This is a genomic window from Acinetobacter sp. WCHA55 (assembly GCF_002165305.2).
GTDB lineage: Bacteria > Pseudomonadota > Gammaproteobacteria > Pseudomonadales > Moraxellaceae > Acinetobacter.
This window is the reverse complement of sequence record NZ_CP032286.1, coordinates 552,346-566,797: the sequence shown is the minus strand read 5'-3', so window position 1 is coordinate 566,797 and position 14,452 is coordinate 552,346. Positions and strand designations below refer to the sequence as shown.

General features: G+C 38.3%; 13 protein-coding genes and 1 pseudogene. 7 read left to right on the top strand and 7 right to left on the bottom strand.

From position 1 onward, the window contains the following. Window positions 1–45 precede the first annotated feature (45 nt). On the top strand, window positions 46–543 hold the full coding sequence (locus CDG62_RS05525) for a phosphate-starvation-inducible protein PsiE (protein ID WP_078388473.1): 498 nt from the start codon (window positions 46–48) through the stop codon (window positions 541–543). Window positions 544–617: 74 nt separating this feature from the next. On the opposite strand, the gene CDG62_RS05520 is transcribed toward CDG62_RS05525, so the two are convergent. Beyond that, on the bottom strand, window positions 618–1,067 hold the full coding sequence (locus tag CDG62_RS05520) for an RcnB family protein (RefSeq protein WP_228254423.1): 450 nt from the start codon (window positions 1,065–1,067) through the stop codon (window positions 618–620). A gap of 194 nt (window positions 1,068–1,261) precedes the next feature. On the opposite strand from CDG62_RS05520, the gene CDG62_RS05515 reads away from it, so the two are divergent. After that, window positions 1,262–1,714 carry a hypothetical protein gene (locus tag CDG62_RS05515; RefSeq protein ID WP_087527985.1) on the top strand — a complete coding sequence of 151 codons (453 nt, stop codon included), beginning with the start codon at window positions 1,262–1,264 and terminating at the stop codon, window positions 1,712–1,714. 115 nt (window positions 1,715–1,829) lie between these two features. On the opposite strand, the gene CDG62_RS05510 is transcribed toward CDG62_RS05515, so the two are convergent. Together CDG62_RS05510 and znuD are read right to left on the bottom strand one after the other, a co-directional pair. Continuing rightward, window positions 1,830–3,293 (bottom strand): phospholipase D family protein, encoded by a 1,464-nt coding sequence (locus CDG62_RS05510; RefSeq protein ID WP_087527986.1) that lies wholly within the window; start codon window positions 3,291–3,293, stop codon window positions 1,830–1,832. Window positions 3,294–3,458: 165 nt separating this feature from the next. Next, window positions 3,459–5,534: a zinc piracy TonB-dependent receptor ZnuD gene (znuD, locus tag CDG62_RS05505; protein ID WP_087527987.1), complete on the bottom strand. Its 2,076-nt coding sequence runs from the start codon at window positions 5,532–5,534 to the stop codon at window positions 3,459–3,461. 138 nt (window positions 5,535–5,672) lie between these two features. On the opposite strand from znuD, the gene CDG62_RS05500 reads away from it, so the two are divergent. From CDG62_RS05500 to CDG62_RS05480, 5 genes and pseudogenes are all read left to right on the top strand, one after another. Continuing rightward, the gene (locus CDG62_RS05500) at window positions 5,673–6,437 is read left to right on the top strand and encodes a DUF4184 family protein (protein WP_087527988.1); all 765 of its coding nucleotides are present in this window, start codon (window positions 5,673–5,675) and stop codon (window positions 6,435–6,437) included. A 151-nt stretch (window positions 6,438–6,588) separates the two neighbouring features. After that, a complete protein-coding gene (gene aspS / locus CDG62_RS05495) occupies window positions 6,589–8,373 on the top strand; it encodes an aspartate--tRNA ligase (protein WP_087527989.1) in 1,785 nt (594 codons plus the stop codon). A 308-nt stretch (window positions 8,374–8,681) separates the two neighbouring features. Then, window positions 8,682–9,566, top strand: a pseudogene (locus tag CDG62_RS05490) (lysophospholipid acyltransferase family protein). Window positions 9,567–9,716: 150 nt separating this feature from the next. Continuing rightward, window positions 9,717–9,935 (top strand): hypothetical protein, encoded by a 219-nt coding sequence (locus CDG62_RS05485; RefSeq protein WP_004983573.1) that lies wholly within the window; start codon window positions 9,717–9,719, stop codon window positions 9,933–9,935. A gap of 11 nt (window positions 9,936–9,946) precedes the next feature. After that, entirely contained in the window at window positions 9,947–10,867 is a 921-nt protein-coding gene (locus CDG62_RS05480; protein ID WP_087527990.1) for a capsular polysaccharide synthesis protein, read from the top strand. Between the two features lie 239 nt (window positions 10,868–11,106). Here the strand turns inward: CDG62_RS05480 and CDG62_RS05470 are convergent, their stop codons facing one another. From CDG62_RS05470 to CDG62_RS05455, 4 genes are read right to left on the bottom strand one after another with little or no spacing between them, the layout of a single operon-like run. Continuing rightward, window positions 11,107–11,718 carry a glycosyltransferase gene (locus tag CDG62_RS05470; RefSeq protein WP_087527992.1) on the bottom strand — a complete coding sequence of 204 codons (612 nt, stop codon included), beginning with the start codon at window positions 11,716–11,718 and terminating at the stop codon, window positions 11,107–11,109. After that, the gene (rffA, locus tag CDG62_RS05465) at window positions 11,715–12,866 is read right to left on the bottom strand and encodes a dTDP-4-amino-4,6-dideoxygalactose transaminase (protein WP_087527993.1); all 1,152 of its coding nucleotides are present in this window, start codon (window positions 12,864–12,866) and stop codon (window positions 11,715–11,717) included. The genes CDG62_RS05470 and rffA overlap by 4 nt, the downstream gene beginning before the upstream one ends. After that, entirely contained in the window at window positions 12,863–13,426 is a 564-nt protein-coding gene (locus CDG62_RS05460; protein ID WP_087527994.1) for an acyltransferase, read from the bottom strand. Before CDG62_RS05460 ends, rffA begins: the two co-directional genes overlap by 4 nt. A 3-nt stretch (window positions 13,427–13,429) precedes the next feature. After that, window positions 13,430–14,452 carry a TDP-N-acetylfucosamine:lipid II N-acetylfucosaminyltransferase gene (locus tag CDG62_RS05455; protein WP_087527995.1) on the bottom strand — a complete coding sequence of 341 codons (1,023 nt, stop codon included), beginning with the start codon at window positions 14,450–14,452 and terminating at the stop codon, window positions 13,430–13,432.

Genomic DNA, 14,452 nt, shown 5'->3' with positions numbered 1-14,452 from the left:
TGCATATGATTCAATATAATATCCGCAAAGTATGAGGAGGCAGCCATGACCAACCGTGACCCCAAAATAGAAAAAATAGAAACCCTCCTCGACAAACTAGGCAATACCGCAGTGGAAAGTTTTCACTATGTGGCTTTATTTATTATTGGCTGTATGGTGATTTGGTCGGCGGGACATACCGTTTATGAGATTCTGACCATTAAACAGTACGCCTCGATTGATGATATTTTGCTGTTATTCATCTACCTCGAACTGGGTGCAATGGTCGGTATCTATTTTAAAACCAACCACATGCCTGTCCGCTTTTTAATTTATATTGCGATCACTGCCCTCACCCGACTTTTAATTTCCGATATCCAGCATGACCACAAAGCCGATATGGATTTGGTGATTATTACGGGTTCAATTCTAATTATGGCGATTGCAATCTTGGTGGTGCGTTATGCATCATGGAATTATCCTTCGGTGATTCGGGATAAACATGCCGACAAGCCCTTAGCTGAAGGCAAAACACCACGCCCACAAGACGATGAACTCGCTTAATTCTTAATTCACCACAAAAACCCTCCATCTAAACAACGGAGGGTTTTCTATATCGATCAAAGATTCATTTATTTTTAATCTGGTTCTAAGGCATAGCATCCATTTTCATAAATCCAGTGCATGCCTTCAGGTGGCTCTGGTAATCCCAAACGTCGCCAATCGGTAATCAACACATAATCACGGCTTTCAATGCTGGAATCACCATCTCCATACACATAGCTACTGGTTTCCTGACTATAGGTTGAATAACTAGGGGCTCGATAAATAATACTCACCCCTGGTCGCATCGGATACCCGCCATGTGATGGATGATGCGGAGGTGGTCTGTGATGAGGGGGCTCAATTTGAGATGGTGATGTAGGTCTGGGCAATGCACCTTGATACGGCCCAGCATAGGTTGGGAAACGCTGCGTTTGTGAAGTCAGCGGTTTTCCATAATAACGCGTCGCTGGTTGTGCAAAACTCAGTGCAGGGAATAAGCTGAGTAAACTTATTCCATAGATTATTTTTAAATATTTCATCATCTTCCTCCACTGAGGTGAATATTATTATTTTAAACTCATTTTATGGATAAAAAATGTACAAATTATCAATTTTAGATCACTGGTCGTTATAACAGCTATATGGTCTGAAGCAGGATTTCTTTGAAAAGCAAAAAATCGTATGAGTTTTCAGTTTATACTTCATCTTTGTTTATAAATGTATTGGATGAACAATCGTGGCTGAATTAAGTTTTGATCGACTCTATGAATATTTTGCAAAAGTGCCCAGTATTCAAAAAAATCTGATTGATGCTTATGGCACAGATGGCAAAAGTGCATGGTGGTTTAAGTTTCAAATTGATGTAGATCATCCTTTGGCATGGCAAACGGTACAAGAGCTTGGACATGTACTGAACTATATTTCTAAAAATGAGCGCCTACCGACGCAGTTTCTACCTGTTTCACCGCCGCCATATATGAATGGTGAAGCCAAACAATTCTTGGCATGGGTCATTCAGTGTAACCATCCTGACTTTCCACCCGATGTCATTTGTGACTGGTTAGAAGCACGTCTACCGAGCCCAGTAGAAGACGTTGAAAAATGGAAAATCAAAACCGATCTACATGAACTCGATAACATGACCGATAAAGATTTGGATCAAATCATCCCGCCCAATCCTGAGCAGTAAAATTTTAAAAATTAAATCTACCTAAATCCCTCTTTAAAAAGTGGGATTTTTTATCTTGCACAATAGAAGTGCCACTTTTCATGAAACGGCAAAAAATGGCAAAAGGCATTCGAAATTAAAACGTCGACAAACCACTCCACTCCATAAAGCGGTATAGCCCATATTTGAGTTTCGACTCATCTTTATATTGCTCATAATCCACACTCATTTGACGACCATTTAAATTCGACCATGCCTCATCAAAATATTGCTGAGTATCTGTAAACACCGCTGCTTTAGACGGACCAATCACACGTAAATTGGTCTCTAAGTTATAATTTTTCAAATTTCGTGCGGTAAAATTCGCTGAACCCAAAATGAGCTCTGCTTCTTGCGCATGGCGTTTTAAAATCATTTTGCTATGACACTGCTCTCCTTGAGTATTACACCAACGTACTGTAATACCTGCATCGTTAAGCTCTGATGCGACTTGGCGGTTGGGGATTCCATTCTTTTGACGACCAAATGCATCTTTATTTGGGTCGAGTAAAATCCGAAGTTTAACGCCACGGTTATGTGCATCTTTTAAAGCATTGATAATTTGACGCTCAGACAAATAGAACATCGCCAAATCAATCTGGTCATTGGCTTTTGCAGTATTCAACAAGTTGAGGGTTGCATCTAGGATTGCTTTTTCAGTCAGCACCTGTACCTGAGGCTGTGATGGATTTCCTGCAATTTCGCCCAGAATCACCATTGGTACATCGCCCTGAGACATGTGAGCGACAGTTTGCTCTGTTTTCAACACATCTATTGCGGTATTGCCTGTTACCAACAACGCTACATTGGAATGTCGTGAACTGCCATCATGCGGATTCGCCGATGTGACCAAGGTTTTCCAACCTTCGGCGGTATCGACCACCAAAGTTTTGCGGTGATTAGCTTTGAAATTAAATAAGTTTAAATAACTACGTAGGGTAATTTTCTCATCCCCAAACGGGTTTCTTAACCAACCACCGTCGGGATTATTGCCTGCATTTTGACAACAGATATACCAAAAACCTGACCAAACAGGGTTAGAAGCACGTAGTGGACGTAAATCGGTTTCAATTACATCCACACCCGCCTGACGCAATTTACGGTAATGCTCAGGTAAGAGCCCGCCATACACCGAGTTAATTGGGTCGGTAATGACTTTGATTTCAATATTTGGATGCAAGCTTCGCTTGACAATCAACGCATCGGTCAACTGACGAGTCAACGCCCGTTGTGATGCTTGAGATGTACCCACTTCATCATTAAACAAGAACATATCCAGCACAATTGTGGTTTGTGCATCTTCAATCAACTTAAACACTGTGTCGAAGATATGGTGATCTTGTTGCTGTTTACCTTGTGCATCAATATAGGTTTGATCTGCAATAAATTTGACATCAGCATGACGTAACTTACCTGTATAGTCTAGTCCATCAGGCAGTGGTTTAACGCTATGGTAAACTGCGGAGGTTAAATAAGTCAGAGCCAATAACCCCACCACGACACCGACATAACGGGTCGATGTCCAGTTGAGCTTTTGATGTAATTTTCGAAAGATACGCATAACAAAAAACCTAATCCAATATACTCAGACTAGGTTTTATTATTTGATTTTTCAAGAGGATTTCTGTTGTCAATGTTTTGGCAACCTCTCCCGAACCCTCTCCTTAAAGGAGAAGAAGCACCTCCTCTTTACGGAAAAGGTTCGGTTGAAGCTTGAAATAGCATCTTAGAAACTAAAGTCGAGTCCGACCGTGAAGTTACGCCCCACTTGTGGAATGGTCGATAAGAAAGAGGTATGCGAATAAACTGTCTCATCTAGGAGGTTATTGGCTTTGAAATACACGCGATAATCATTGCCCTGCATATACTGACCATTATACGCCAAGCCCAAATTCACCATGTTATAGCCCTCAGTTTCTGTCTCATAGCTTGCAATTCGATCCTGTTCAAATACATGGTAGTACTCTGCCGTTCCCGACCACGTGTCACTAAAGTTTGCATTCACTTTTGTTCCTAAACGGCCAGCAGGCACCCGTGGAGCATTGTCATTGTCAATTTTGCCACGTACATAGTCACCAAAGACGCTCATTTTATACACATCATTGATGGCATAAGACGCTTCTGCTTCAGTCCCATAAAAACGCGCTTTGTCTTGCGTGTAATCCACTAGGCGGAAGTTTTTGTAACGATAAGTTGTTTGCGCATAAATGTAGTTATCATACCAGTTGTGGTAAACATGAACGTGATAATCAATTTTATCCGTATCGTAATGGAAACCTAATTCTAGATTATTGGACTTTTCGACATCGAGATTTTGATTGCCACGCTCATAGGTATTGGTTGCAAGATGCTTACCATCGGCATACAGCTCTTGCGCCAAAGGTAAACGCTCTTGATGAGATCCGACCAAAGACAGTTTATAGTCCTGTGCAAACATCCAATTCACAGCACCTGAATAGGACACGGCATAATCATCATAGTCTTTTCGATCTGACTCAATATCAATCTTCTGCTGATCGACACGTGCCCCTAACTCAAAATGGAAGTCATTCCACTGCTTATGTTCTAAACCAAATACGCTCCACTTTTGCGTCTTGGTCGGTTCTAAAATAGACTCCTCACCAGTAATATCTAATTTTTGTTGATTGTACTGTACACCAACCACCCCTTCCCAATCCGCAATCGGCTGATGCACCATTTCTAGACGTGCATCATAACCTTTACTTTTAAAGGTGGTTGCGACGCTATCACCTTCAATTTCATCATGCTGGTAGTCGGTATAACTTGCATGGGCACGTAACTTATCAAACCCTGCAATCGGATTTAAAATTTCAGTACGAAAATCATAACGTTCTGACTTTAAATCAACCCAAGGCCCTGCCTCATGTTCGTCATGCGCATGGTCGTGTCCTGAGTGATCATGTTCATCCGTATGTCCATGGTTATCGCTCCCGTCACAGTGCAAATGATCATCATGTGGATGACAGCTCTCATATTCATGACTGTGCCCAGGTAAACCATACTGATCTTGGCGGTTGGTATAGGCGATACCCGCAAAACCACGCTCACCAATCCATGAACCACCAACACTGACAGTTTCACCTTTGGCAAAGGTATTTCCGACACGACGTTCTTTTTCCAGTTCACCCTCATGCTCATGGAAATAGTTCGGCGCAATATAGTCATTCGCTTCACGCTTTGAACCTTCAACCCGTAGAGCAAACTGACTGCCCAAAGCAACCGTCGTCCCGGCACTGGCCAACTTTTCATCACTGCCAGAGTTGTAACGTAATCCCGCCGTACCTTCCAAACCTTTTTCAGGCATGCTGGTTGGAATTTTTTGATCGGTGACATTGACCAAACCACCCACAGTGCCTGCACTATATAACAGAGTTGAAGGACCACGGATGATTTCAATTTGCTTGGCCAAAATCGGATCGACCGTCACTGCATGGTCTGGCGATAAAGTAGAGACATCAGCGGTTTCTGAAGCATGTTGTAAGACTTTCACTCGTGGGCCATCTTGACCACGAATCACAGGTCGGCTTGAACCTGAACCATATTGATTCGAATACACCCCTAACTCATCTGCCAAAGCATCTCCAATGGTCGGTGCACGTTCTTTTAATGTTTTTTGCTCGATCACCTGATCGGCGACGGCAAAATCAGCAGCGGTCTGAACGAGTGGATGTGCTTGGCTGGTCAACGTTTCAAGTTGTTGTGTTGTTGTGTCATCTGCAAAAACGGCAGGTGCGACCACCGCAAAAATAGAGAGCGTTATCAAATTTTTATGGAAAGCCATGGAACTCACTCAAGCGAACAATTTTTGATTATTGTTATAATATAACATTCCAAAACCATTGCAATAAAAAACATTCCAATCGTAGAAAAAAGATAAACTGCCCTATCCATCTAAATCGATGCCAACACTAACAAATCAATGCCCTTTACCATTTCACATGCTGTTCTCGCACCTCCCTTAGCCAAACTCAGTGGTGACCGATTGCCAGTTGCAGCGATTGCCATTGGTTGCATGACCCCAGATCTTTATCGGCTGTTTACACAAGCCAATTCAAATATTACTCACTACTGGACTTCACTCATACATCCAGATCTTTGGATGGGACTCAGTTTTTGTATTTTATGGTATGTGCTATTACGGCCCTGTTTTTATCGTTTTGTGGGCATTCAGCATGAGCTTAGGCTCAACAGTGCAATGCGTATTTTTAAATTTTTAATCGGCATCATTCTGGCAGTACTTCTCGGTACAGCCACGCATTTATTCTGGGATGGACTCACTCATGCCGACTTCCGAACCTTATTTTTTCAGGACTTTTTAAGCCAGAATGTTGCTCTGCTAGGACACTCATTCCCACTACACCGTATTTTACAAATTGGGACATCGGCGTTGGCTCTGCCTTTGTTGGCATGGATGAGTTGGCGTTATTACCAAACCTATCAACAACATTTTCCAGTGAGTTTAAAAATAAAACGCTTCGCGATGGGGCTGTTCATATTCAGCCTTTTGGGCGGTTTAGTCAGTGTTTGGGACTATGCACGTTATATTCCCACGCAAGTTTGGCAGTCAGACTTGTATTATTTTACTGGGCGGAGTATCAATGAATTTAGCCAAGTCGCTTTACTGATATTGATCTTTGGCTGCATTCTGTTTTTATTTTTAGATCGTGATCACCGTTTAGGCTAAGTTTGCAGCAAGACTGGCAAGCAATTTTATACCTTTTTTAAGCTATACCTTGAGACTAGGTGTCCAAAGAGGCATAATCCTACCTTTATTTCTGGCGGTACGCTGTTTACGTATTCGCTACCTTTAGCCATATAGTTGGATTTTTAACGCCATGATGCGAACTCATTACTGCGGTTCTTTAACCGAAGCTCAAATTGATGAAACAGTAACCCTCTGCGGTTGGGTACACCGTCGCCGTGACCACGGTGGTGTCATCTTCCTTGATATGCGTGACCGTGACGGTCTTGTGCAAGTGGTTATTGACCCAGACACTCCTGATGCATTCGCAACTGCGGACAAAGTACGTTCAGAATTCGTATTAAAAATTACAGGCCGTGTGCGTCGCCGTTATGCAGGCACAGAAAATGCCAATATGGTGAGCGGTCAAATCGAAGTTTTGGGCAAAGAAATCGAAGTTCTTGCGGCATCAGAAACACCGCCATTCCCATTGAATGATGACAACACCAATATTTCTGAAGAAATTCGTTTGAAATACCGTTTCTTGGACATCCGTCGTCCTGAAATGTTAGATCGTTTACGTTTCCGTTCTAAGCTAACCAACCTCATTCGTAACTATTTCGAAGACAATGGTTTCTTAGACGTTGAAACCCCGATTTTAACCCGTGCAACACCTGAAGGTGCACGTGACTACTTAGTACCAAGCCGTGTATCTAACGGTAGCTTCTATGCACTTCCACAGTCACCACAATTATTCAAACAATTGTTGATGGTGGGTGGTATTGACCGTTACTACCAGATCGCAAAATGTTTCCGTGATGAAGACTTACGTGCAGACCGTCAGCCTGAATTCACCCAAATCGACGTTGAAACATCGTTCATGAGCGACGATGACATCATGGATTTAATGGAAACATTGACGGTTAAGATGTTCAAAGAACTTCTTGATGTTCAATTCGATAAATTCCCACGCATGACCTATACAGATGCTATGCGTGACTATGCATCGGACAAACCAGACTTACGTATTCCGTTAAAATTGGTTGACGTTGCAGACCTGATGCAAGAAGTTGAATTCAAAGTATTCGCAGGTCCTGCTAAAGATCCTAAAGGCCGTATCGTTGCATTACGTGTTCCGGGTGCAGCTTCTTTACCACGTAGCCAAATTGATGAATACACGAAATTTGTCGGCATCTACGGTGCGAAAGGTTTAGCCTACATTAAAGTAAACGAGCTTGAAAAAGGCATCGAAGGTTTACAATCTCCAATCGTGAAATTCATCGAGCCAATCGTGCTTGATCTATTGAAACGTGTAGGCGCAGAAAATGGCGACATCGTGTTCTTTGGTGCAGACAAAGCGAAAGTTGTGAACGATGCCATGGGTGCTTTACGTATTAAAGTCGGCCATGACTTGAAGATGTCAACTTGCGAGTGGGCGCCGCTTTGGGTGGTTGACTTCCCAATGTTTGAAGAAACCGATGATGGCAAATGGACCTCTGTTCACCACCCATTCACACTGCCTAAATCAAGCGTTGAAGAGGTGAAGAATAACCCTGGTGCTGCACTTTCTGTGGCTTATGACATGGTATTAAACGGTACTGAAATTGGTGGCGGTTCGCTACGTATTCATAACCTAGAAATGCAAAAAGCAATCTTTGAAGCTTTGGGCATTGGTGAAGAAGAAGCCGAAGAGAAATTCAGTTTCTTACTCAACGCATTACGTTACGGTGCTCCTCCGCATGGTGGTTTGGCATTCGGTCTAGACCGTTTAGTCATGCTCATGACAGGTGGTGCTTCTATTCGCGATGTGATTGCATTCCCGAAAACAAAAACTGCTGAATGTCCATTAACACAAGCGCCTGCACCAGTTGAATCAAATCAACTACGTGATTTAGGTATTCGTTTACGTGAAAAACCAAAAGCTGAAGAAACTAAATAATCTTTAGATTTTGATTAAAGAAACCCTGCCATGTGCAGGGTTTCTTTCTTTAAGACATACTGTGTAAAGCATAGGCATTATTTTTACTCCAAAATTTCCTTTGAACTTTTGATCTATCACACTTACAGTGAGTCACGATAGTCTATAGTTTATTGCAGTCGTTCTTGCACTAAAGCATTCTGTTGATTTATTCATTTATTTTGTTCTTAAGATGCTCATCTTTTTTTGATTTTACCTATCTTAGATTTTTAAGTCTCTTTACAAAACTTCTCTCATCTCATCTTTTCAAAAGATCACTGAGTTTAAATATGGCTATGTATTATCTACTTAAAACCATTTCAATTTTGCCATTACCCTTTCTACAATACATCGCACGCGGAATTGCATACCTGCTTTACTATAGTGACTCTTCAATTAAACGTATCACTACCATTAACCTGCAGTTGGCCTACCCTGAACTCGATATAATCGTACTAAAGAAACGTGTTCACCTTAGCATTCAAAGTCAATGTCAGACCTATATTGAATTCTTAAAATGCTGGGGCATGTCACCCCAATACAGCCTAGATTTACTCAAAAATATTCACGGAGAATCTGTCCTCACAGAGGCTTTAGCCAATAAAAAAGGCGTGATTGTGGTTGTTCCGCATTTCGCCTGTTGGGAACTGTTAAATGCATAGTTAAACGTCTATACACAACCCATGATCATGTATAAACCCTATAAAACGAAGGGAGTGAACCGCTATATTTTAGAAGCACGCCAGAAGTTTAATGCGACTCTTGTGCCTACTGATGAAACAGGGATCCGCAGTATCTTCAAATACTTAAAACAAGGTGGCCTCACCGTAATCCCACCTGATCATCTGCCAAAACCGAGTGGCGGTATTTATTCATATTTTTTCCAACAACATACATTATCCGCAACTCTTATCTCAAAAATGGCCGCCAAAACGCAATGTAATGTGATTGGATTAAGTTGTATTCGTAATACGGATGCAACGGGTTTTAATGTGTACTGTACTAAGTTATCTCAGGAGATTTTATCGAAAGACCTACAGCAGTCTGTGGACTGTTTAAACCTTGCCATGCAAGACATGATTAACCAAGCACCTGAACAATACATTTGGTCCTATAGACGTTTTAGAAATTGTTGTGGCAATATCAATCCATATAAGAAACAACTACATGTATAACTAAATTGATCACGACATGATTCAAATAGAGCAAGGAAATAAAATCAAAATTATTATTTTGAGCTTGATTAGCATACTTTTATTTATTTGAGATCAATTCTAAGCAGTGGCATAATAGCTCACTGTTTTAGATAAGTTGTGGGCAACCAAATGGCTATGCGTCCTGAAGTCCGTCGTCGCGGTATTGTGCTAATTGTTTTTGCAATCGTGCAATGGTTTTTCATGCGCTATATTCTAGACAATCAATTATTTAATTTAACCACCTATGATCGTATTGTCTTTTTCTGTGTAAGTAGCCTTGCGGGTGCTTTTGTCATTTTTGTCGGTTTAATTTATATGGTCTTGAAGGGAAATGCGGATAAGGAATAGGTTCTAAATATATGCAAACAATTTCGCCAAAAATATTTAGACAAGTTCAACTGATCAATAAGTTGTTTAAAATTTCAAAAAAACATTCTTTTTTGAGAAGATTTTCAAACTTTTTATTCCAGAAAAAAACAGATTTAATTGTTCAGGAATTAAAAAAATTACATCTCGATACATTAGAAATGTACAAAGAGAAACTATTAATAAATAATAACCCAAGCATCACTAACATTATTTGGGTATGTTGGTTTCAGGGAGAAGATCAAGCTCCTGCTCTGGTACAAAAGTGCATCTGGAATCTAAAGCAATTTAATCAAGATGAATACATAATTAAAATAGTAACATTAGATAATTATAAAGATTTTATTGACTTACCTTCTTACATTGAAGAAAAATTTAAAAAAGGCATCATCTCTTATACACAACTCTCGGATATATTAAGATTTACCTTATTAGCAACGCATGGGGGTATATGGATTGATTCAACATATTTAACCCTGTCACCACTTCCTAAATACGTAACAAATCATTCTTTTTTTAGCTTAACCAGCTCTGTTTTTCCTACGTACTCAATATCAAAAGGTCGTTGGGCTGGTAATTTTATAAAATTTGGTAAAAATGATTTAATTGCTTTACTATTTAAAGACTTATTTTTCGAATATTGGAAAAATAACAATCAACTTATAGATTACTTTTTAATCGACTATTATTTCGAACTTTTATATCGAGATATACAATCTTTCCAAGAGAACCTTAAAAAACTACCTCAATATGGTGATAATCGCCACCTTTTAAATAGCATTTTATTTAAAGAGATTAATCAAATTGATAGCTCTAAGTTAAAACAGGATATATATAAAATATATAAATTAACCTATAAATTTAAGGCCGAAAAAGCAAATAAGCAAAAAACTTATTTCAGAGAGTATTTCTAAATACTCCCTGAAATAAGCCCATTTATTTAAAAAAGTTTCTCATAACAATACTTAGCTTCAAAATTTCTTTAATAAAATTTGCGAAACGATCTTTGTGTATCACTTTATAGTTATATAAGTGATTATTTAACATTCTTTTTTTAAAATTATTTAACTGATTTTTTTCGGAAAACTGCTCAACTGTTTTAAATATTTTTTCTGATTTAGCTTCGCTAATTCTCCCATACAAATGACTTGTATCAAAAATATGTAGGCTTATCAACGTGCTCAAAATTACCTAAGTCCCCCATTCGATACCAAAGCTCTAGGTCTTGCCACATACAGAAGCTCTCATCAAAACCAGAAACTTGTCGTAACATTTTTGTTTCTGTAAAAATTTGATTACCAACATAGTTTGCAAAAAGGAGATCATCTTTCTTAAAGTATTTTTTAGAAAATAAACCATCCTTTCTTACATGATTGCTTTTTTCACTTTTTATATTTGAGGTAAATAAAGCGATTGAGTCTTCTCTCTTTCTATTTACCCAATAATCTAGAAAGAACTCAAGGCGATGTGGTAAAAAATAATCATCATCATCTAAGCCTGTAATTAACTCACCTTGTGCTAAATTAATTGCAATGTTTCGGCTTACACATGCACCACTATTTTTATCCTTAAAAAAATAGCGAATGCGTGAATCTACTTTGGCCAATCCAACTAAAAAATCTTGTGTACCATCTGATGAATTATCATCGACAATAATGATTTCAAAATTTTTATATGTTTGATCCTGTACAGACTGAACAGCTCTTTTTAAAAGCTCTAACCTATTATAAGTTGGTATATATACAGAAATTAGCGGTTCCATCATTCATCTGCACTAATCATAGTTTCAAAAAATGTATAGATCATTTTCACTACAGTTTCCTGTTGTTGAGTAGAAATACCATACCATAAAGGCAACCTTAGCAATCTCTCGCTCTCTTTAGTCGTGAATTCATCAAGACCACAAAACTCAGAGTATTTTTCACCTGCGGGAGAGCTATGCAAGGGAACATAATGAAATGTAGCCTGAACACCATTGTCTTTCAAATATTGGAGTAAACTACTTCTTTGTTTTATATCTTTAACTTTTACATAAAACATATGAGCATTATGCTTACAGTTTTCAGGAATTTGTGATAATTCTATTTTTGAGCTATATGTTAAGGAAACCAATTTTTCATAATAATAGTTCCATGCCTTTAAGCGCTCTTGATTAATATGTTCAGCACTATCCAACTGAGCAAATAAATAAGCAGCCTGAAGTTCACTTGGCAATAAACTACTACCAATATCACTCCAAGTATATTTATCCACCATACCTCTAAAAAACTGGCTACGATTAGTGCCTTTTTCTCTTATAACTTCTGCTCTTTCTATAAACTGCTGATCATTTATGAGTAATAATCCGCCCTCACCGCCACTCGTATAATTTTTTGTTTCATGAAAACTAAAAGCAGCTAAATGTCCAATTGTGCCCAATGCCTTTCCTTTGTAGCTAGACATGACACCTTGCGCAGCATCTTCAACGACATACAAATGATATTTATGGGCCAGATCCATAATTACATCCATTTCACACGCAATACCTGCATAATGCACTGGAACAATCACTTTTGTTTTTGATGTAATTGCTGCTTCTATTTTTGTTTCATCGATATTCATTGTATCCGGACGAATATCTACAAAAACAATTTTTGCACCTCGTAAAACAAATGCATTTGCCGTACTTACAAAAGTATAGCTTGGCATAATGACTTCATCCCCCTCGCAAATATCTAGCAATAATGCTGCGAGCTCAAGTGCATGTGTACAAGAAGGGGTTAATAAAGTTTTTTTACAAGCAAACGAATCTTCAAACCATTTTTGACATAACTTCGAATACTTACCATCACCTGAGAGCTTTTTAGACTCGATGGCATCTACAATCAATTTAGTTTCAGAACCTAATACTGGTGCATTATTAAAAGGAATCACTTATTTGACTCCGAATGAAATTCATCCACTAATTTTAACATTTCACGACTTCTATCTTTTACTCTTTTCCCAGGTATTCCAACATAAATCCCCCATGGTGTGGTACTTTTTAATATTAAAGTCATTGCACCAATAGAAGAACCCTCTGCAACATTTACACCAGGTAAGATTGTTGAATTTGCCCCAATTATAGAATATTTCTCAACGATTACTTCGGCTTTATATTCATTTTTATATTTGGTGGGAATAAGAGAGTTCGTCATAGTATTCCCAGAATAATCATCACTTTGGCTAAATATTTTTACACCATAAGCCACTGTCACGAAATCATGTAAAATAATACCTGGTATACCACCAGCTAATAAACACATCGGTGTTATATGACAATATTGACCTATGATTACATTTCCAGAAATCACACAAAAATCATCAATCCGTGAATGATCACCAATCGTTATTTGTTCACAATTATAAATTGAAGCTTTATCACTAATTTTTACGTTGATGCCTAAACTCTTAAAACCCATTGCATTGAGTTGTTCTTCAGATAAATATGCCATTTTTTATGACTCCAACAAACTTTTCCATTTATCTTCAAAGTTTTCTTTTGAAAAGTAATTCTTTATATTGATTTCATTTTTAACTAATTTCTCATTATTAGTTAAATTAAATTCTTCAATATCAAAAATATCAACACCCATTTCTTTCAATAGTTTCCACTGAGACGTTCCAGACCTCAAGTACACTACTTTCCCCATCCCCAAGAGACTAATAGTATTACCCATAGCCTGCTGTCGTTTGTGATTAAAAATAGCAATATCTATATTTTTAAGAAAACACTGATATTTTTCATAGGTCATGAACTCAGTCAAGGGGACAAACTTATGCTCAAATATACTCTTACCATATTCAATCACCTGATTAGCATAAGCTTGATTTCCATAAGATAAAGGTACATAAATCTTAATATTAGACTCTTTAAATTTTTCAAGTTTAACTAAAGCTTCAATGTGCTCATTTGCAGGGTCAGCAGAATTACCCAATAGAATATTGAAAACCCCGTTATGCTTTTGATCAGAATCGTGATTTAAACTAAAAATATTGCTTAAATAGCCAAGGTTTTCAACATACTTTCCTTTGGCTTCAAATCTTTTTCTCGCATATTCAACATCGCCTGGTAGATATGTGAGCAAATACCCCATATTCTTTATGACATATTTTTTATAATAAGCAGATAGGCCAGAATTTATATGAGTCTCATATAAATCCCCTCCCCACATGAGCCAATAACATTTCTTTAATAGCCAAGGATTATAAAAAAGAAGTTTTATAACTTTTGAACTAAATAATCCATGTAGTATCACTTTATCAGCGCTATACATTTCTAATAAGAGCTGAAAATAGCTGATGTTATTAGCTTTTTTTCCTAAAAAAAACACCCCTCTATCTTTTAAAAAACCATAAACACTCTCATCTCCATAAAGATAAAAAACATTACCTTCATGTGAAAATTTTTCCTGTATAAAGTCAATCAAAGGAGGTAAAAACTTATCAGCCATACCGACGTGAATTATTTTTTTTTGCAC